The sequence below is a fragment of the Moheibacter sp. genome (assembly GCF_049672845.1).
Taxonomy (GTDB): Bacteria; Bacteroidota; Bacteroidia; order Flavobacteriales; family Weeksellaceae; genus Moheibacter.
The window spans coordinates 83,509-104,123 of the sequence record NZ_JBATWT010000008.1; the positions used below are offsets into that span (position 1 = coordinate 83,509).

General features: G+C 38.1%; 20 protein-coding genes. 14 read left to right on the plus strand and 6 right to left on the minus strand.

Annotation, left to right across the window (positions count from 1 at the left end):
* Nucleotides 1-2: 2 nt before the first annotated feature.
* The gene (locus WBF63_RS03270; RefSeq protein ID WP_424368264.1) at nt 3-1,046 is read right to left on the minus strand and encodes an acyl-CoA reductase; all 1,044 of its coding nucleotides are present in this window, start codon (nt 1,044-1,046) and stop codon (nt 3-5) included.
* A gap of 116 nt (nt 1,047-1,162) precedes the next feature.
* Here WBF63_RS03270 and WBF63_RS03275 point away from each other — a divergent pair, with 116 nt between their 5' ends.
* The 10 genes from WBF63_RS03275 to WBF63_RS03320 all read left to right on the plus strand — a co-directional run bounded on the left by WBF63_RS03275 (nt 1,163) and on the right by WBF63_RS03320 (nt 9,096).
* The gene (locus WBF63_RS03275) at nt 1,163-1,513 is read left to right on the plus strand and encodes a 4Fe-4S dicluster domain-containing protein (protein WP_424368265.1); all 351 of its coding nucleotides are present in this window, start codon (nt 1,163-1,165) and stop codon (nt 1,511-1,513) included.
* An 84-nt stretch (nt 1,514-1,597) separates the two neighbouring features.
* Entirely contained in the window at nt 1,598-2,671 is a 1,074-nt protein-coding gene (gene serC / locus WBF63_RS03280) for a 3-phosphoserine/phosphohydroxythreonine transaminase (RefSeq protein WP_424368266.1), read from the plus strand.
* Nucleotides 2,672-2,689: 18 nt separating this feature from the next.
* Complete coding sequence (locus WBF63_RS03285; RefSeq protein WP_424368267.1) at nt 2,690-3,640, plus strand: D-2-hydroxyacid dehydrogenase; 951 nt, start codon at nt 2,690-2,692, stop codon at nt 3,638-3,640.
* A gap of 29 nt (nt 3,641-3,669) precedes the next feature.
* Entirely contained in the window at nt 3,670-4,914 is a 1,245-nt protein-coding gene (locus tag WBF63_RS03290; protein ID WP_424368268.1) for a DUF1015 domain-containing protein, read from the plus strand.
* A gap of 36 nt (nt 4,915-4,950) precedes the next feature.
* Entirely contained in the window at nt 4,951-5,610 is a 660-nt protein-coding gene (locus WBF63_RS03295) for a YggS family pyridoxal phosphate-dependent enzyme (protein WP_424368269.1), read from the plus strand.
* A gap of 140 nt (nt 5,611-5,750) precedes the next feature.
* Complete coding sequence (locus WBF63_RS03300; protein ID WP_424368270.1) at nt 5,751-6,365, plus strand: hypothetical protein; 615 nt, start codon at nt 5,751-5,753, stop codon at nt 6,363-6,365.
* A 41-nt stretch (nt 6,366-6,406) separates the two neighbouring features.
* Nucleotides 6,407-7,753, plus strand: coding sequence for a histidine kinase (locus WBF63_RS03305; protein ID WP_424368271.1), 1,347 nt, complete (start codon nt 6,407-6,409; stop codon nt 7,751-7,753).
* An 11-nt stretch (nt 7,754-7,764) separates the two neighbouring features.
* On the plus strand, nt 7,765-8,052 hold the full coding sequence (locus tag WBF63_RS03310; protein WP_424368272.1) for a 2TM domain-containing protein: 288 nt from the start codon (nt 7,765-7,767) through the stop codon (nt 8,050-8,052).
* Complete coding sequence (locus WBF63_RS03315) at nt 8,036-8,332, plus strand: 2TM domain-containing protein (protein ID WP_424368273.1); 297 nt, start codon at nt 8,036-8,038, stop codon at nt 8,330-8,332. Before WBF63_RS03310 ends, WBF63_RS03315 begins: the two co-directional genes overlap by 17 nt.
* Before the next feature lie 20 nt (nt 8,333-8,352).
* Nucleotides 8,353-9,096 carry a LytR/AlgR family response regulator transcription factor gene (locus WBF63_RS03320; protein WP_424368274.1) on the plus strand — a complete coding sequence of 248 codons (744 nt, stop codon included), beginning with the start codon at nt 8,353-8,355 and terminating at the stop codon, nt 9,094-9,096.
* A gap of 58 nt (nt 9,097-9,154) precedes the next feature.
* On the opposite strand, the gene WBF63_RS03325 is transcribed toward WBF63_RS03320, so the two are convergent.
* A complete protein-coding gene (locus WBF63_RS03325; RefSeq protein ID WP_424368275.1) occupies nt 9,155-11,137 on the minus strand; it encodes a S8/S53 family peptidase in 1,983 nt (660 codons plus the stop codon).
* An 8-nt stretch (nt 11,138-11,145) separates the two neighbouring features.
* Nucleotides 11,146-13,296 carry an endonuclease MutS2 gene (locus tag WBF63_RS03330; RefSeq protein ID WP_424368276.1) on the minus strand — a complete coding sequence of 717 codons (2,151 nt, stop codon included), beginning with the start codon at nt 13,294-13,296 and terminating at the stop codon, nt 11,146-11,148.
* Nucleotides 13,297-13,340: 44 nt separating this feature from the next.
* Here WBF63_RS03330 and WBF63_RS03335 point away from each other — a divergent pair, with 44 nt between their 5' ends.
* The 4 genes from WBF63_RS03335 (at nt 13,341) to WBF63_RS03350 (ending at nt 16,214) form a co-directional block, all read left to right on the plus strand.
* Nucleotides 13,341-14,003 (plus strand): uracil-DNA glycosylase, encoded by a 663-nt coding sequence (locus WBF63_RS03335; RefSeq protein ID WP_424368277.1) that lies wholly within the window; start codon nt 13,341-13,343, stop codon nt 14,001-14,003.
* 85 nt (nt 14,004-14,088) lie between these two features.
* Complete coding sequence (fahA, locus tag WBF63_RS03340) at nt 14,089-15,336, plus strand: fumarylacetoacetase (RefSeq protein ID WP_424368278.1); 1,248 nt, start codon at nt 14,089-14,091, stop codon at nt 15,334-15,336.
* Between the two features lie 137 nt (nt 15,337-15,473).
* Nucleotides 15,474-15,983 (plus strand): DinB family protein, encoded by a 510-nt coding sequence (locus WBF63_RS03345; RefSeq protein WP_424368279.1) that lies wholly within the window; start codon nt 15,474-15,476, stop codon nt 15,981-15,983.
* Nucleotides 15,984-16,043: 60 nt separating this feature from the next.
* On the plus strand, nt 16,044-16,214 hold the full coding sequence (locus WBF63_RS03350; protein WP_424368280.1) for a lmo0937 family membrane protein: 171 nt from the start codon (nt 16,044-16,046) through the stop codon (nt 16,212-16,214).
* A 58-nt stretch (nt 16,215-16,272) separates the two neighbouring features.
* Here the strand turns inward: WBF63_RS03350 and recG are convergent, their stop codons facing one another.
* From recG to WBF63_RS03365, 3 genes are read right to left on the minus strand one after another with little or no spacing between them, the layout of a single operon-like run.
* Complete coding sequence (gene recG / locus WBF63_RS03355) at nt 16,273-18,378, minus strand: ATP-dependent DNA helicase RecG (RefSeq protein ID WP_424368281.1); 2,106 nt, start codon at nt 18,376-18,378, stop codon at nt 16,273-16,275.
* Between the two features lie 47 nt (nt 18,379-18,425).
* Nucleotides 18,426-19,232 carry an alpha/beta hydrolase gene (locus tag WBF63_RS03360; protein WP_424368282.1) on the minus strand — a complete coding sequence of 269 codons (807 nt, stop codon included), beginning with the start codon at nt 19,230-19,232 and terminating at the stop codon, nt 18,426-18,428.
* A gap of 58 nt (nt 19,233-19,290) precedes the next feature.
* Entirely contained in the window at nt 19,291-20,592 is a 1,302-nt protein-coding gene (locus tag WBF63_RS03365; RefSeq protein WP_424368283.1) for an NAD(P)/FAD-dependent oxidoreductase, read from the minus strand.
* Nucleotides 20,593-20,615 lie beyond the last annotated feature (23 nt).

The following is a 20,615-nucleotide window of genomic DNA, read 5'->3' on the forward strand; positions in this document are numbered from 1 at the left end:
TTTTAAAGTATTTCCAAAAACCTCATCGTATCCACACGATCTGCATAATCTGTCAAAGATGGTTTTTGGGTTTCTCCGAATTTCACTTCGAAATCATTTCCCACCACACATTGAAGTTTTTCTTCGTTTTCTTTCAATTCTTTTTTTACTTCTTCCAAATCTTCATAAAACTCAAAATGAACCACCCCAATCGGACTGTGAAAATCTTTGGCTTCTTTCAGAATTACAAAATTATTATCCAGAAAAGCTTGTTGTTCCATCAGATAAATCGCGCGGTTATAGTCGTAATTATTGGAATATTTGGTGTGATTGATAATCGGGCTCCAGTCATAAAATGCTTCAAAAATCAAATCGGTATTGAAACCTTTGGGCAGATAAAGTTTGGTAACATTTCGGCAACCCAAACCAAAATATCGGAAAATATCTTCGCTTAATTTTTTTAAATCTTCATTTGACTCATTTCCGGTTAAAACAGCAACAGAAGTTCGGTTTTTTCGAATGATGTGCGGAATATCCTTGAAATAATATTCAAAATAACGCGCCGTATTATTACTTCCGGTCGCAATCACAGCATCTTGATTTTGAAGTCGTTCTACTTTTTGAATGGATTGATTTAAATCTTCGTTTGAATTTTTTAAATAATTCATCACAAAATCCATCAAAACATCGTCTTTGGAAGAAGCTTTCACCATGGCTTTATGACCCGAAACCAAGACTGAAATCAAGTCGTGAAAACCCACCAGCGGAATATTTCCGGCCATAATGATCCCGACATTTTTAGGATTTTGGGCTTCGGAATAGTTTTTGACCCAATCTTTTAAGTTCTTTTCCGTCAAGGTTTTTCCCCATTGCGAAAGGCAGTAATTCAGATTGTCTTTCGTAAACCAAGGATTATGAATTTCAGCCGAATTCAGAACCGAGATAAATTCCTCTTTCAGGTATTCGTATTTGGCTAAATTCTCCGGTTTATCGGTTTCATTTTCAGTTATAAAACTAAAAAACTGACCTAAATCATAAATCGCGGAAATACGGTTGTGAATTGCCATAAAGTATAAAAAAATGTGGTAATTTTGTGGTGCAAATGTAAGGAAATTTGAAGTTAGAAGTCCATTTTCTGTCTAACTCCTTTTAATTTAGAATATTCAATTTAAAACCAATAAAAATGGCAATCATAATCACTGATGAATGTATTAATTGCGGCGCGTGTGAGCCTGAATGCCCAAATAATGCAATTTATGAAGCGGCTGTGGACTGGCGATATGCAGACGGAACCAATCTAAGCGGTCCGATTGTAAATATCGACGGTCAGGCTTTTGACGCCGATGAAGCGCAGGAACCCGTGAGCGATGAAGTTTATTTTATAGTCCCCGATAAATGTACCGAATGCAAAGGCTTCCACGAAGAACCACAATGTGCGGCAGTTTGTCCTGTCGATTGTTGTGTGCCCGATGATGACCACGTGGAAAGCGAAGAACGCCTGTTGAAGAAAAAGGCGTTTATGCACGGCGAATGATTAACCCGGAAGTTGAAAACGCAAACTAAATGAATTAATAAAGCGGATTTCGAACTTCGGATTTCGCAAAATGCATAAATAACTATGAAAATCCACAATTTCAGTGCAGGTCCCTGCATTCTTCCTCAAGAAGTTTTTGATAAAATGGCGCAGGCCGTTTTGAATTTCAACAATTCGGGTTCTTCCATCGTGGAGATTTCACACCGAAGGGCAGATGCACAAGAAGTAATTGATACGGCGATTTCGCTGGTCAGAGAACTGTTAAATGTTCCCGATACCCACGAAATTATTTTCACACAGGGCGGTGCTTCACTTCAATTCGTGATGCTTCCTTTTAATCTGATGAAACTCGACGGTGGAAAAGCAGCTTTTACCGAAACAGGTGTTTGGGCGCAAAAAGCAATCAAAGAAGCCAAAAGATTAGGACACGTGGAAGTCGTGGCTTCCTCATCCGATAAAAATTTCAATTACATTCCCAAAGATTTTGTAGTTCCGGATGATGTGGATTATTTTCACTGTACCTCCAACAATACAATTTTCGGAACGCAGATGAAATCTTTTCCTGATGTCGATGTACCGCTGGTTTGTGATATGTCGTCCGATATTCTTTCCAAACCGATTGATGTTTCCAAATTCGATGTCATTTATGCCGGAGCACAAAAAAATATGGGACCCGCAGGAAGTGCCGTAACCATTATCAACAAAGAAGTTCTGGGAAAAACAGGACGCGATATTCCAAGTTATCTTAATTATCAGACGCATATCTCAAAAGGAAGTGCCTTCAATACCTGGCCGGTTTTATCGATTTATGGTGTGATGCTGAACCTTCAATGGCTTAAAAACTTAGGAGGAGTGCCGGCGATTAGTAAAATCAATCAGCAAAAAGCGGAATTAATGTACAGCGAAATCGATCGCAACGGAATGTTCATCGGAACAGCTGAAAAAGAAGATCGCTCCGAAATGAACGCAACCTTTGTGCTGAAAGATGAAAATCTAAAACCGGAATTTGATAAAATCTGGAAGGGAGCCGGAATTTCCAGTCTGAACGGACATCGGGATGTGGGCGGATACCGTGCGAGTATGTACAATGCTTTGCCCTTGGAAAGTGTGCAAGTTTTGGTGGATGTGATGAAGGAATTTGAAACGAAATTCGGATAGATTAAATTTAATTGATAAATGAAAATATTAGCAAACGACGGGATTTCATTGGGTGGAAAACTGATGTTGGAAAAAGAAGGTTTTGAAGTGATTACCACTTTTGTTGCCCAAGATCAACTTGCCAATTTCATCAACCAAAATGAAATAGAAGTGCTTTTGGTGAGAAGTGCGACCAAAGTTCGTCAGGATTTGATAGATGCGACCCAGCTGAAAATCATCGGAAGAGGAGGAGTTGGAATGGACAATATCGACGTTGAATATGCTCAATCCAAAGGAATTCAAGTCATCAATACACCCGAAGCTTCCTCGGCTTCCGTAGCCGAAATGGTGATGGCGCACGTTTATTCGCTCTTTAGAAATCTTCACGATGCCAACCGAACCATGCCGCTCGAAGGTGAAACCAAATTCAAAGAACTGAAAAAAGCTTATGGCAAAGCCCATGAATTGAGAGGGAAAACCATGGGGATTATCGGTTTTGGTCGAATTGGTCGTGAGGTGGCCAAAAATGCAATTGGCGCAGGAATGAAGGTAATTGCTTACAATAGAACGCAAAAAGAAATGGAAGTTCCGATTGAATTTTTCGACGGACAAAAAGTCGTTTTTAAATTCAAAACCCAATCATTTGAGGATGTTTTGGCGCAATCCGATGTGATTTCTTTGCATATTCCGGCTCAGGAAAAACATATCATCGGCGCGGAAGAAATTGAAAAAATGAAAGACGGAGCGATGATTATCAATACGGCGCGTGGCGGTGTGGTGGATGAAGAAGCCTTGTTGGAAGCGCTGGATTCCGGGAAAATTGCCGGAGCAGGTTTGGATGTTTTTGAAGATGAACCCAAACCAAGTGTGCGTTTGCTGATGAATGAAAAAATTTCAATGTCTCCGCATTTGGCAGGAAGTACAGAGGAGGCTCAAGAAAGAATCGGGATGGAGCTTGCCGAACAAATCACTAAAATTTATAAAGGTTAAAAGAACTATAAAATTGCTAAATTTGCACCATGCCGGAATTCAAACCGTTTAAAGGAATACGGCCCGTCAAAGAAATTGCGGGCTTTTTTTCAACAAAATCCATCGACAGTTTCACATTGGAGGAATTGGAAAAGGAAACCGCTCAAAATGCAGATTCTTTTCTCCAAATCATTAAACCGACTTGGGAAAAAGCCAATGAAGATCCAGAAGTTAGACTAAAGGAAATCGCAGAAAACTTCCAGAATTTTGTGAAAAGCAGTAATTCAGAACAGGATAAAACTTCTTTTTACATTTATCAGCTTACCAAGCCCGACAAAGAGCAGGTGAGGGGAATCATCGGTTTGGTAAATCTTGAAGATTACAAATCTGGGAAAATTAAAAAACACGAAGAAACACTGACCAAAAGAGTAGAGCTTTTTGCTAGTTATCTTGAAAATGTGCATTTCCATTCCGAACCGGTTTTGTTGACTTATCCGCACAATCAAAGAATTGATTTGTTGATGGAAGTCGAAATGAAACGTCTTCCCGTAGCGGTTTTTAAAGACAAGGATGAAAATCAGCATCAATTGTGGCAGATAGAAAATCGTCTGAACCTACAGCAAATCAAAGATTCGGTTGAGAAATACGATGCACTTTACATAGCCGACGGCCACCATCGGATGGAAAGTTCTTTGGTGTATTCCGAATTGATGCGAAGCCAAATGAAAGAGGTTTCAGAACATCACCCGGTGAACTATACAATGGCTATGTTGGTTTCAGATAGGGAATTGATAATCAGAGATTATAACCGTGTGATTACTGATCTAAATGGTCTGGACGAAGAGGGATTTCTGAAAGCCATCCAAGAAAAATTTGATATGGCTGAACGGGGCCAAAACCCCTTTTTCCCGACCAAAAAACACAATATTGGGATGTATTTAAACGGAAAATTTTACAGTTTGTTTGTCAAAAGAGAGGCTTTGTCCATAAAAGGTTTGTCAGAACTCGATACTTATCTTTTAGAAGAATTGGTTCTAAAACCGATTTTGAATATCCAAAATTCAAGTGACGATAGCCGGATAGGATTTGTGCGAGGATCAGGTAATACAAATGGAATTAAAAAACTTCAAAAGAAAGTCGATTCAGGAAATTTTAAACTTGGCTTTTTCTTTTATCCCGTGGCCGCTCGTGATTTGGAAATGATTGCAGATCTCGGGTTAAAAATGCCTCCAAAAAGTACATATATTGAACCAAAACCCCTTAGCGGATTGAATATATTTCAGTTGAAAGAGTAATTGAATGATTGAATAACAGAATGATTGAATAATAAAATGAACGGGATAGCAGAAAATATTAATTATTTCAATGAAAAGTTACCACAGGAAGTTACGCTCGTAGCGGTTTCCAAAACCAAACCGGCCGAAGACGTTCAAACGGCTTATGATGCTGGGCATTTGGATTTTGGCGAGAACCGTGTGCAGGAAATGGTCGAAAAATATGAAGCTTTGCCTAAAGATATTCGTTGGCATCAAATCGGTCATTTACAGAAAAATAAAGTCAAATACATTGCGCCCTTTATTCATTTGATTCATAGTGTGGACAGCGAAAGTTTGTTGAAAGAAATCAATAAACAAGCGCTGAAACAAGAGAGAATCATTCTTTGTTTGCTTCAAATTAGCATTGCAGACGAGGAAACAAAGTTCGGAATGGAACAGGAGGAAGCCCAGCGAATTTTGGCCACTTATGAATCAAATTTTCCTTTTGTGAAAATTGTAGGTTTAATGGGAATGGCGACTTTTACGGAAGACGAATCTCAAATCCGCAATGAATTCCGAACTTTAAAAACTTTTTTTGATCAACTTAAAACTCAAAACCCGGAACTCAAAACACTTTCCATGGGCATGAGCGGTGATTATGAAATCGCTGTTGAAGAAGGAAGTAATATGATTCGTGTTGGAAGCTCAGTTTTTGGTGAAAGAAATTATCAATAAAGATTATTATTTGTTGATTTAAACGATTCATCCGTTTATTTTTACAGTTCATCCGAAAGTTTTTTGATAAATTTATTTCTCGGGCGAATTTTGTCCCAAGAAATTCAAAATCAAAAATTATGTATCGGATTATTTTATTTATGACAATTTTGGTTAGCAGCTGGTTTGTAAATGCGCAAACCAAATACGAAACCGAAATGACCAAAGCGCTGACTTCTTTCAAAGAAGCCCAATCGCCAGATGATATGGAGAAAGCTGCACAGCATTTTGACCGAATTGCCAAAGTAGAAACCCAAAACTGGTTGCCGCTGTATTATTCGATTTTCATCAGAACCTTAAATGCATTTTCGCAAGAAAAATCAAAAGCAATCAAAACGGTTGATGAATTGGAAACCAAATACCAACTTTTGGACGAACTCGCGCCTGATAATTCGGAGGTACTGACGCTCAGAGGATTATTCCGAACGGTAAAAGTAGCCAAAGACCCTGAAACTTATGGCATGCCACTTTCCGGAGCGATTATCAAAGATTATGATGATGCCTTGAAAATTGATTCAAAAAATCCGCGTGCCTTGTACCTAATGGCGCAATACAATATGGGCGGAGCCGAATTCTGGGGCAAAGATCCAAAAGAATATTGTCCTCAAATTGAACGTGCAAAAGCACTTTTTGAAGTTGAAAATAAAGAGAACTTTGAACCCGGATGGGGCGAACAGCAAGTCGATGAAATTCTGAATTCAACTTGTAAAAATTAAATCTCAAAAATTAATTTGAATCAAGTGTCCTGATGAAAAATATGCCCAAACATATCCGCAATATTTCCGTGATTTCGGTTGTGATTACTTTATTTTTCCTTTTGCTTTATATCTTGAATAATAGTCAATTACCTGGTTGGGGAGAGGTTTTGGGTAACTTTTTATGGACGCTTTTTTTTACCACCGGTCTCTATTTGGTTAATGCGCCTGTTTCGGTTTGGGCAGAAAAAGTATTTCCCGGATTTGATTGGAAAAGCTTTGCTAAACGTTTGTTGGTGGGCATTTTTGGGAGTAGCGTGGTAACCCTTTTGGCAGGAGGTATTCTCTATTTTATAATGTTACTTGTTTTGGGAAATGACCTGAAGGATTCTATGAATTGGTTACTTTCCATGAAGTCTTGGGATTCTCTAAGTAGGTTGATTTGGATTGCGACGACCATTGCTGCCATTTTTCATGTAATCGCCTTAATTCAGCATTATCAGACCAATAAATTAAAAGAACAAAAAGAAAAAGTAATTCAGATTTCCACTGAACACGAATCACTGAAATCACAAATTGGGCCGCATTTTTTGTTCAATAGTCTGAACGTCCTAAATGGATTGATTGAAGAAAATCCCGATAAAGCTCAGGAATTTGTTGGTGAACTTTCATTGGTTTATCGGTATGTGTTGGAGCAAAAAGACAAGGCATTGGTTTCACTTGAAGAAGAAATTGATTTCAGCCGGACCTATATGAATCTGGTTCAAAAAAGATATGAAGACGGACTTGAATTTGAGATGTCTGAAAATCTACCGAAAGGTTTGCAGATTGTGCCGTTATCGTTACAGATTTTATTGGAAAACTGCATAAAACACAATCGGATTTCAAGCGAAGAACCCTTGAAAGTTAAAGTTTTAGTTGAGAATGATTATTTGTTGATAATTAATAATTTACAAATCAAAAATCAAATACATAACAGCACAGGGAAGGGGCTTCAGAACATCAAAGATCGTTATAAATCCTTTACCCGAAAAGAAGTTGAAATCAGTCGTACGGCTGAAGAATTTATTGTCAAAATACCCTTATTAACCGAAAAAATTATAGCTATGGAAGTTCATCAAAATTATACAGAAGAAGAAATTAAATCAGCGCAAAAGCGCGTGAAAGATGTTCAGGATTTTTATTGGAATCTGGCGAGTTATATCATTGTGAATTTGTTTTTGACCTTTTTGGATTTGCGAGACGGCAGTTATGACTGGGCTTTTTGGTCGCTGCTCGGATGGGGAATGGGTGTGTTTTTCCATTATGTGGAAGTATTCGGATTTTTCAATTCGAGTTCGTGGAAAGATCAGATGATTAAAAAGGAACTGGAACGAAGACAACGCGAACGTAATCAATTTTTGGATTAAAATAAATCAGTATGAAAATTCAGAAAATAACAGAAAAGGAATTTCGATACATTGAAAAAACCGTAAAAGATATTCAGGCTTTCTATCTGATTTTAATCGGCTATATAGTGATGCTGAGCTACCTGCATTGGTTGGATTTGAGAGATGGAACTTATGATTGGGCGTATTGGCCGGCGATAGGATTTACGGTAAGTATGATTTGGTTTGCCTTTGTTTTGTTGCCTGGAAAATTCAAGGATATATTGATTCGAAAAGAACTTAGAAAACAAAAAAATAAAGACAATGGAACCGAAACATAATTATACGACGGAAGAATATCAGCGAGCCAAAAAGGCAGTGGAAGAAAAAATAGGTTTTTACATCCATCTTGCCTGCTATCTGATAGTAAATGGTTATTTTGCCTTTTTAAGTCTGAAAGACGGAGGTCATTTTTGGGCGATTTACCCGATGGCAGGTTGGGGCATAGGGCTTGCTTTTCACGGTTTAGGCGTTTTTGGATTTTTCAATAATTCAGCCTGGAAAGAACGTCAGGTGCAGAAAGAGTTGGAAAAACAACGCCGAATCCGAGACGGAAAATAATCCGATAAATTCAAAACCCAATGAAAACAATCATCATAGAAGACGAAAAACCGGCAGCCCGATATTTGATGAAATTGCTTCAGGAAGAAGGAATCGAACCGCTTGCAATGCTGAACAGCGTGAAAGAGTCTGTCCGGTGGTTTGAAAATAATCAAGAACCGGATTTGATTTTTTTGGATATACAACTCGGTGACGGAGTCAGTTTCGAAATTTTTGGACAAGTCCAACCCAAAAGTTCAATTATTTTCACGACTGCCTATGATGAATACGCGCTTAAAGCATTTAAATTCAATAGTATAGATTATTTATTGAAACCAATTAATAAATCGGATTTACGCAAAGCTATCGAAAAATACCGTGAACGGGCAAACCCTGTGGTTTGGGATGCTTTTCAGCTTCAATCTTTATTGAGCAATAATTTCGACAATAAATACCGCGAACGCTTTTTGATAAAAGTTGGATCGAATCTGAAAACTATTCATACCGAAACTATTTCCTGTTTTTGTTCAAAAAACAAAGCAACTTATCTCTTTACTGAGAATCGTGAATATCCGATTGAACAAAGTCTGGGAGATTTGGAGTCACAATTAAATCCTAGAGATTTTTTCAGAATCAGCCGGAATTCGATTGTGAATCTCCGACATATAGAAAACATTACAACACATTCAGGAAGCCGTTACCAGCTTTATATTAAAGGAGTTGAAGAGGATCTGATTGTTTCGCGCGAGCGTGTAAATGACTTTAAAATCTGGCTGGAGAATTAGGTTATAAAAAAGGTGGAAATTAATCCACCTTTTTACAATTATAATTTAATTCAATTTTTTATTTCTTAATGATTTTCTTGGTGATAACACCTTCATCAGATTTTATGTAAATCATATAAGTTCCTGAAGGGAAAGATGAAAGATTGATGTTTTGTTTGTTTTTCAAGGAATCAAATTCATTCATATAAACAATTTGTCCCATTTGATTGAAAACTTTTACCTGAGCATTTTTCAGCGTTTTGGTTGTCTGAATGTTCAGATTATCAATCACAGGATTGGGATACAAAGCAATAACGTCGTCTAAATTAACATCTGTTGTTCCCATAACTGATTCAATTCCTGTAATTACAATCGCAAATTGTTGAGAATTGTTGGTTAGGGAGCCTTTATGACCAACTGTCAAGGTATAGGTTTGGCCTGCAACGGGATTTTCAATGAATACTTGTTCCACGTTGTCTACAATATTATCTTCCTGAGTTGCAGCAGCAGTAGGAGAGTCGGGATTTAATTTCCATGGATAATAGGTAGTTCCGTTATTAGAAAGACGTAAATCCAAATCATTTACAAGTAATGGAGTTCTGTCATTCAGAGTCATGGGGCGTGGTGTTGCTGCCGGATCCAGCCATACGATGGTGGCTTTAAGAGGTTCATCGCCAGAAGCAACTACACTGCTTGTATATGTTTGCCCATTTGCAATTGTTTTATTTGCGGTAAAAGCATTGTTATTTACATTCAGCATAGTTTCAGCTGCTCCGAAAGCATTGATTAAACCATATCCAAATTTGTAATCGGGTCCCAATGAAGTACCGGCCTCAAAAGCTGTATGAATAAGCAAGGCTTTCATCATGTCTGAACGAAGATATCCACCGTCCAATTCATTTTTAACTTGTTGTAAAAGTAATCCTACACCTGCGGCAGCCGGTGATGAGAAAGAAGTTCCAGCATTTGAACCATAACTTGTGTTTGAGTTTGAGGAAGGAGAAATAACACCTGATCCAATTGCTGTGATGTCGGGTTTGATTCTCCCATCGTCAGTTGGTCCGAAGCTGGTAAACCAAGTGGCAACAACGTCAGATGGTTCTTCATAACGATTATCTCCACCTATCGGATTAATGGCGCCTACCAGGATAATATTTTTGGCAACTGAACCGGACCAAGAGATACAATCATATCCACCTTGGGTCATACAATCATTGGGGCGGGATACTCCAGTATGTAAAACCCACTGATTGGTAGGGCTGTAGGCGTAATGATCCACAACTCCACCGGGACCTTCAGTTCTGTTATTTCCGGCAGACTTAAACATGCTGTGTTGCGGCGCATTATAGGCTATTTCATCCCAATCTGAATCAGTAGAAGAATAGTAACCAAATAATACGGATTCTGTTTCTGAGATATGTGGATAGCCATACCAATACCAAGTATCATTATTAGAATTGAAATACCAACCTGTCAATGAACCATAGGAATGATTCGATATCATGTAATTTGAGTTTGCAGGATCACTAGAAGCCGATGATATTTCATCAATATTGTTTGTAAAGTTATACCCTAGCAGATTCGCTTCATAAGCAATACCCTTTGCTGCAGGCGTCATACCCGATGCGATGATAACTCCTGCTACTGGAGTTGAATGGCTTCCTGAACCTGTGTTTTCAACGTTCGTTGCACGGCCTCCAAATTCTTGATGGGTAGTACGTATAGCGCCTCCATCCCAAATATAGGCAGTAAGCCCGGAACCTGTAACTTCTACGCCAGGAATGGTTCCATCATAAAGATAGTCAGCATTCATTGAGTTGATTTGTGTTTGACTATCCACAGATAAATATTCAGGAATTCCTGTAGAGGTAAATCCTTCAAATGAAACTTCTTCCGGAAAACTATGCACTCCTTCTGAATAGGCCTCCTTATGGAGTTGTGCCTCTTGGTTTTTTATCTGTGCTTCCTCAGAAATCTTCTGAAGCGCAGCTTGGTTTACTTTATCCTGCGCGTTTATTGTAATCCCTACAAGCAGAGAAGCCACAAGTACAATTTTTTTCATATTACCCTTTATTGTATTTTATAGACATCAAATATAGAAACTTTTGCAGTAAATTGACCATAATTTAATACAATTGATTTACCCTCAATCTTTTCCACCGTTGCTACGCTGTTACTGTCTTTTATTTTTACGCGATCACCAACTTTCAGATTTTCAATTGTTTGTTTTATAATCTCTTTTTTCTTTTGTTCAATTTTCTTTTGCTCCTCAACGATCGTTTCCTTATTTTTCTTTAATTCTTTTTGAATTTCTTTCTGAACGATTTTTTCCTTCTTCTTTTCAACTGCAAGTGATTTAGTTTTCTTGGAATTCTCCATTTCAACCCATTTCAGGAATTCTCCGATTAATTTCTTCTTGTTTTTTGATTTCAAATAATCATCGGCCCAGTCTTTCATTTTCTTACCAACTTGAAGCGTTTTCAATTCATTGTCGTACAGCTGCTGAAAATCAACGAGTTTCTCCCGGATTTTCTCGTGGGTCGATTCCAGTTCTTTGCTCTGAGATTCTGAAGTTTGTTTTAGTTCCCGGACCTGATCTTTTGTTTTCTGAATTTCAAACTTTTCCTGCTGAAGTTTCAAAATGGTTTTATCAAGACGAACTTTGTCCTGTTCCACTTTCTTTTTGGCCCGATTGATCAGACGAAACGGAATTTTGTTCTTTTCCGCCACTTCAAAAGTAAACGAACTTCCGGCCTGACCAATTTCCAGTTTGTACAAAGGATTCAGTGTTTTCTCATCAAAAAGCATACTGGCATTGATGGCCTCTGGCAAATTTTCCGCTGCAATTTTGATGTTGGTATAATGTGTGGTAAAAATTCCAAAAGCTTTTCTCTCATAGAATTCTTCAAAGAAAACTTCGGCCAAAGCTCCACCGAGTTCCGGATCCGATCCGGTTCCGAATTCATCCACCAAAAGCAAGGTGTTATCGTCAACATTTCTAATGAAATAAGACATTTGCTTTAAACGATAACTATAAGTGCTTAATTGATTTTCAATCGACTGATTATCGCCTATATCTGTAAATATTTTATCGAAAAATCCAACTTCGGATTTGGGATGAACCGGAATTAAAATTCCGCTTTGAATCATCAGTTGATTTAATCCGATGGTTTTCAAGGTTATACTTTTTCCGCCTGCATTGGGTCCCGAAATGATGATAATTCGCTGATTTTTATCCATTCGCAGTGTCTGTGGAATGGTTTTTAATTTCTTTTCTGAATTGGACAAATAAAGCAATGGATGATAAGCATCGGTCAGATTGAGGATTTTTTCGGGTTTGATTTCGGGAAGTGTTCCTTTGATTTTCAGTGAAAACTGAGCTTTTGCCTGAGTAAAATCAAAATATTCCAATAAGTCTTCATATTCTTCCAACAGGTTTTTGTGAACCGCAATTACAGCCGTTAATTTTCGAAGAATTTTAATGATTTCCCGACTTTCTTCTTCCTTTAATTCTTCCAATTCACGATTGGGTTTTTGTACGCTTTCGGGTTCGATAAATGAAATCGAACCGGTTTTGGAAGTTCCCAAAAGTCTTCCTTTGACTCTTTTCCGAACCGAAGATAAAACGGCCAAAACTCTTTTGTCGTCCACTACGGTTTCTTTGATATCATCCAGAAAACTCAGATTGTGTGTGATGGATTTTTTAAACAAATCAGAAATTCGTGCCGAAACCTGTTTCATTTGTTTTCTGATTTCGAAAAGTTCGGGACTTGCGTCGTCTTTTATTTCGCCGTGCCGATTAAAAACGGCATCAATTTCCTTGACGATTTCCTTTTCATATACGACTTCAGAAACGAGAGAATTTAGTTCGGGAAAATACTCTTCAAATTTTGAAATAAATTTGGTTATTTCTTTGATCTGAAGCGAATTGGATTTGATTTGAAAAAACTGTTCTGCATTAAGGTAATAGTTTTCGATTTCCAGTCGGGGCAGAAAATCCTTCATATAATAAAATTCCGAAAAAGGAATTCGGTTTTCGCTTTCAAAACTTGAAAGATATTCGTTTGTCGTATTTAAATCCTGAATCAAATGTGAAATATTTTGGTAGGGTTTTAACTCCAAAATCAATTGGGAAGTTCTTTCATTAAAAGCAAATTCCGCAATTTTCTCCAAAATCTTCGGAAATTCCAAGTCGTGTAAAGTCTGTTCAGATACCTGCATCCCTGCAAAATTAAACTATATTTGGAAATCAGAATTTAAATTTAATGGATGTAAAGATTGAACCTTCCTGGAAAGAAGTGTTGAAAGAGGAATTTGATAAATCTTATTTTAAAAATTTGGTCGAATTTGTTCGTTCGGAATACCAATCCCAAAAAGTTTATCCGCCCGGAAAACTCATTTTTTCGGCTTTTGATCATACACCTTTTGACAAAGTAAAAGTTGTTTTGATTGGTCAGGATCCTTATCATGGAGCTGGTCAGGCGCATGGACTCAGTTTTTCGGTTCCGGAGGGAATTGCACAGCCGCCGAGTCTGAAAAATATTTTCAAAGAATTGAATGCTGATTTAGGAATTCCGATTGCAAAAAGCGGAAATCTGGAAAGATGGGCAGACCAAGGCGTTTTATTGTTAAACGCAACTTTGACGGTTCGGGCATCGCAAGCCGGCTCTCATCAGAAAAAAGGTTGGGAAGAATTTACCGATGCAGCCATCCGGAAATTATCAGAGCAAAAAGAAAATCTGGTTTTTATTTTATGGGGTGCTTATGCGCAGAAGAAAGGAAGCATTATCGATACCGAAAAACATTTTATCATCAAATCTCCACATCCATCTCCCTTTTCTGCTTACAACGGATTTTTTGGCAGTAAACCTTTTTCTCGAACCAATGCTCACCTTAAATCTTTGGGAAAAGAAGAAATAAACTGGTGATTTAAATTGGATTTCTTGGGGTTTATTCGTCAGTTAAGCTTTAAATCCTTAATTTTGAACTCCAAAAATTTTAAAGCAAATCAATATGAAGTCATTCATTCAATACGAAGAAAACTCAGATTTTTCCATTTATAATATTCCCTTTGGTGTGGGTATTTTTTCAGATGATGAAATTGCCTGTGTCACTCGAATTGGGGATACGGTTGTCAATTTAGCGGTTTTATATGAAAACGGATATTTTGAAGAATTCAATTTGGGAGAAAATGTTTTCGAAGCTTTTACTTTGAATGAATTTATTTCTCTTGGAAAATCGGTTACTGTTCCGGTTCGTGAGCACATTCAGAAATTATTATTGGAAGGATCTGAGCTTTCAAAAGACGAAGAAACTCAATTGGAAGCTTTTCACAACATCGAAAAAGTATCGATGCAATTGCCGGTTCACGTTCCGAATTACACCGATTTTTACAGCAGCATTGAGCACGCGACCAATGTTGGTAAAATGTTCCGCGATCCCGATAATGCACTTCTTCCCAATTGGAAACATTTGCCGGTGGGCTATCACGGAAGGGCTTCTTCGATTGTGGTTTCGGGTACGCCGATTTACCGTCCAAAGGGTCAAACCATGCCGCCCAATGCCGATAAACCCGTATTTGGTCCAAGCCAAAGACTGGATTTCGAATTGGAAATGGCGTTTATCACAAATTCCTATACGGATTTAGGTGAAACGATTTCCACTACTGAAGCAGAAGATCATATTTTCGGGATGGTTTTGTTCAACGATTGGAGCGCGCGTGATGTTCAAAAATGGGAATATGTACCATTGGGGCCATTTTTGGCGAAGAATTTCGGATCTTCAATTTCGCCCTGGATTGTAACATTGGAAGCTTTGGATCCTTTCCGAGTGAACGGTCCGGAGCAGGAGCCTGAAGTTTTACCTTATCTGAAATACGAAGGAAAGAAAAATTTTGACATTCATTTGCAGACTTTAATTCAGCCGGAAAATGGAGAAGAAAATCTGATCTGTACCAGCAATTTCAAATATATGTATTGGAATATGGCGCAACAACTGGCGCATCACACTGTGAACGGATGTAATCTGGAAGTGGGCGATATGTATGCGAGCGGAACCATCAGCGGAAAAACGGAAGATTCTTTTGGATCCATGCTGGAACTGACTTGGAGCGGAAGCAAACCACTCAAATTAAAAGATGGTTCGGAGCGAAAGTTCATCGAAGACAATGACACAGTAATTATGCGTGGATGGTGCGAAAAAGATGGAATTCGAATTGGATTTGGAGAGGTTTCCGGGAAAATTCTTCCGGCGAAAGATTAATTATAGTTTTTTCAAATAATAAAATGCTCGCTTTTGGCGGGCATTTTTGTTTTTAGGCTAAAATTTCTTCGAGTTTTAAGTTAATTTTTTAATTAAATCCAAAAAGGATTTCTTAAATTTATTTCAAATTATTCATTATGAACTTACTACAAGAATTACAAAAGGACCTTACCACCGAATACGAAATCACCAAAAAGTTTATCGAGCGTTATCCCGAAGAAAAAAATGATTGGAAACCACATCCGAAAAGCATGCCAATGATTCATCTCGCCATTCATGTGGTGGAAATTTTTGGTTGGCCGGATTTTATGCTCAAAACCGAATATTTGGATTTTGCCGAAAATCCTTATTCGCCCGCCCGCATTTCCAGCAAATCAGAACTTATAGCACATTTAGAAAAATCCTATCAAGCCGGTGCAGAGGCCTTGCGAAATATGAGCGATTCTGATTTTGATAAACGCTGGCAACTGCGTCACGGCGGAAATGTTTTGTCAGATTGGACTATTTATGAAGCTATTATGCAATCCTTTAAACAGATTACACATCATCGGGCGCAATTAGGGGTTTATTACAGGCTCAACGATATTTTTGTTCCGGGAAGTTATGGACCATCAGCCGATGAGTTAGAACAAATGGGGCAATCATGATTTTTATCATATGGAATGATTGTTGTAGATTTAGGAATATATTAACTAAAATCAATTATTATGAGAAGTATTCTTTGGTTAGTTGCCGTAATCTGTATTATTGTTTGGGTGCTCGGTTTGATGGGCATCGGTGGTGGTATGGGTATGGGTAATCTCATTCACATTTTGCTTGTGATTGCAGTTATTGTTATTTTGTATAATTTAATTGCAGGCAGAAGGCCGCTTGATTAATTTGTAATTTTTTAACTCTTTAATGAAAATGTGTCAAACAAAAGTTTGACGCATTTTTTTATCCGATGCGGCTCCAGATAAATTGATCTTGATGATTTTGAATAAAATGCTTTTTGATAAACTGATTTTCGGGAGCGTTTAATTCCGGATCTTTTTTAAGAATTTCCTCCGCTATAAATCTTGCGGTATGCAGCATTTTTTGGTCTTTTGCGAGATTGGCCAATTTAAAATTTAAGATACCACTTTGTTGGGTTCCCATCAAATCACCAGGACCGCGAAGTTGCATATCGACTTCTGCTACTTCAAATCCATCATTGGTTCGACACATAGTAGAAATACGCTGATAAGCGTCGTCGGTAAGGAAATCTTTGGTCATCAAAATACAATAACTTTGGTCTGCGCCGCGCCCAACACGCCCACGAAGTTGATGCAATTGCGATAAGCCAAATTTTTCTGCACTTTCAATTACCATAACTGAAGCATTCGGCACATTTACACCGACTTCAATTACCGTCGTTGCCACCAAAATCTGTGTTTGACCTTTGACAAAGCGTTGCATTTCAAAATCTTTATCGGCAGGTTTCATTTTTCCGTGTACGATGCTGACGGCATAATCGGGCAGGGGAAAGGCGCGTGAAATGCTTTCAAATCCGTCCATTAAATCCTTATAATCGAGTTTTTCAGACTCTTCGATGAGCGGATATACAATGTAAACTTGTCTCCCTTTTTGGATTTCATCTTTCAAAAATCTGAACAATCCCAAACGGTCTTTGTCTTTTTTGTGAACGGTCATAATCGGTTTTCTTCCGGGCGGAAGTTCATCAATCACTGAAATATCCAAATCGCCATACAGACTCATCGCAAGTGTGCGTGGAATGGGCGTTGCGGTCATCACCAAAACGTGTGGCGGAAGGGTGTTTTTCTTTAGAAATTGGGCTCTCTGAGCTACGCCAAATTTATGTTGTTCGTCAATGATGGTCAATCCCAAATTTTTAAAAACCACATTGTCTTCGAGCAAAGCGTGTGTACCCACAAGAATATGAAGTTCGCCCGAATTTAATTTTTCAAGTAATTCTCTGCGTTCTTTAGTTTTTGTTGAACCAGTCAGGATTCCTACTTGAATATCCATTTCCGATAAATAGCCGCTCAGTGCCTGATAATGTTGTTGCGCCAGAATTTCTGTGGGCGCCATAAAAGCAACCTGATAGCCGTTGTCAATCGCAATCAATGAGGAAAGCAGTCCTACCATTGTTTTTCCGCTGCCCACATCACCCTGCAGCAGACGATTCATTTGAACTGGTTTCGCCAAATCGGCGCGGATTTCTTTGATTACGCGTTTTTGCGCATTGGTCAATTCAAAAGGTAAATAATGAGTATAGAATTCATTAAAATAATTTCCAATTGAACCAAATTCATAACTTTTGAATTTATGCTGATGATTTAATTTTTTAATCAATAAGCCCAATTGCAGGAAGAAAAACTCTTCGAACTTCAACCGGTTTTCGGCTTGTTTGAGTTCTTCAGGATTTCTTGGAAAGTGAATCTGACGAAAAGCTTCCAGACGTTTTGGTAATTTTAGTTTTGAAATGATTTCGGGAGAAAGGCATTCTTCCATCTGCGTGATTTCTGACAGCAGCTGAAACTGAAGTTTTTGCATCACGCGGTTTGAAATTCCTTTTTTCTGAAGTTTTTCTGTGCTGGAATAAACAGGGTAAAGACCTTGTGGCGATGATTTATGGTTTTCCAAGGTTTCCATTTCCGGATGTACAATGTTGATTTTACCGTTGAATTCATTGGGTTTTCCATAAATCACAATGGGTTTGCCAACATAACTTTCAATGGACTCTTTAAGCCATTTCGTATAACGAAACCAAACCAGTTCCAACTGACCGGTTTCATCTTCAAAAATTGCGGTTAGTCTTTTTCCTCGGTTTTGTCCGATTTCTCTTAGATTTTTAATTTGCCCGATGATCTGAATTTCGGCCAAGGAGGGAACTAGCTCATTAATTTTATAATACTGGGTACGATCCACGTGGCGAAAAGGAAAATAGTTCAGTAAATCTTCGTATCGGAAAATACCTAATTCGGACTGAAGAATTTTGGCTCGCTCAGGTCCAACGCCTTTCAGGTATTCAATCGGAATTTTGAGAATATCGACAGACATTCTGCTAAGTTAATCTGAATTTTTATTTTGAGAAAATCCGGAGATTATTAAGGCTTATTCAATGCCCAAATCAGTGCTTTTTCTTTTGTAGCCCGAAAGATTGTATTGTGTTTTTCTTTGGGTTCATCGGAATATTTCCAAACCAGATTTTTTGGTGCATTTTTTTCAAATTCTTTTGCAAGATTATTAACCGATTTGGAGATATCCTTTGCGCTGGAACCCGCAAACCAAAAGCGTTTGGGTTCGGATGTGAATTCAGTTAAAATTTTCTCCGAATTTTTTAGTAAATCTTTGTCGTTCCACCATAGCGAAGGGTCAAATGCGATATAAAAATCAAATAATTCGGGTTGAACCATTAAAGTTTCGGTTACAAAAAGTCCGGCAAGTGATTCGCCGATAATTCCTTTTTCAGCTGTAGTTCTATAATTTGAATTTACATAAGGAATCAATTCGTTTTTAATAAAAGCTCTGAATTCTGCTGAACCGCCTACAATAGGCGCAATTTCTTTGTCTTTTTCAACTTGTGTTGGTGGGGTGAGATCTTTTCGTCTTTGGGTGTTTTCAATTCCCACCAAAATAAAAGGAGGAATTTTTTTTGTCTGAATCAGTTCAGAAAGCGTATTGGCGATATGTGGGAAATCTTCCTGAATACCACCATCGGGCATATATAAAACGGGGTAGGAGAGGTCGCTGGTTGCGTAATCTTCCGGTAGCCAAACATTTAAGTTTCTAATTTCGCCTACTTCTTTTGAATCAATAGTAAAACTTTCGTGAGTTGGAATCGGATCGGGAGTTTGTCCTTTACAGCTTATAAAAAATAAAATAATCGTCAACAAAGGGAATGCTTTTACCATAAGTTAAAATTTATTAAAACTAAGATAAAAGAATTTTTTTTTAAAAAGAGAGTTTTTTTTAAAACATAGCCGGATCCGATTCGGCAGGTTCTTTTTTGCCTTTGTAAGGACGAATGATAAGCCGAACGCTTTTGTTGTATTGAAAATATTGAACTACCCAGTTCATCAGCGCTACCACTTTATTCCTAAATCCCACAAGTGAAACCAAATGCACAAACATCCAGACAAACCAAGCAAACCATCCGGCGAATTTCCATCCGGGCAAATCCACCACAGCTTTGTCTCGTCCGATGGTTGCCATCGAACCTTTGTCTTTGTACTTAAACGGTTTCATTGGTTGGTTTTCTTTTAACCTTTCAAAATTATCGGCCAAAAGTTTTCCTTGTTGAATCGCAACTTGAGCGACCATAGGATCTCCTTTTGGGTTTTCGGGCGTAATCATCAAAGCAACATCTCCTAGTGCAAAAATATTTTCAAATCCTTTGATTTGATTGAATTCGTTGACTACATATCGTCCGCCTACGATTACACCTTCGCCCTCAATTCCCGGAATCAGACTTCCTTTCACGCCGGCCGCCCAAATCAGGGTTGTGGCTTCAAATGGACGTTTGTCGGTGGTAATTACATTTCCGTCATAATCTTTTACCATCATATCGAACCAAACCTGAACACCCAATTCTTCAAGATAGGTGAAGGCTTTATCTGAAGCGTTCTGAGACATAGTCGGCAATAATCGGTCTGCGCCTTGGATTAGGTGAACATTCATTCTTCTTATATCAAGATCCGGATAATCGTGGGGAAGAACGTGTTTTTTCAATTCGCCCATTGCACCCGCGAGCTCCACTCCTGTAGGTCCGCCGCCAACAATTACATAATTCATCAAACGCGAACGTTCATCTAAATCATTGGTCAACAAAGCTTTTTCAAGATTCTGGAGAATCAAACTTCTCAAATCCAAAGCTTCGGGAATGGATTTCATTGGCATTGCATATCGTTCAATGTTTTTATTGCCGTAATAATTTGTATCAGAGCCGGTTGCGATAACAAGATAATCATAATGTATGTTGCCGATGTTTGTAGAAATCGTTTGGTTGGAAGTATTTATTTCATCCACATTTGCAATCCGGAAATAGAAATTTTCCTTTCCGGCAAATACCTGACGAATCGCATGGGCAATCGAATCAGGCTCCAATCCGGCTGTTGCCACTTGATAAAGCAGCGGCTGAAAAGCATGATAATTGTGCTTGTCCAATAAAACAACCTGATAATCTTTGGTAGATAATTTTTTGGCCAGACGAAGTCCGCCGAAGCCACCTCCGATTACGACAATTCTTTTTAAATTAATATCTGGAATATTCATTTTAATTTTATTTATAATTCTGA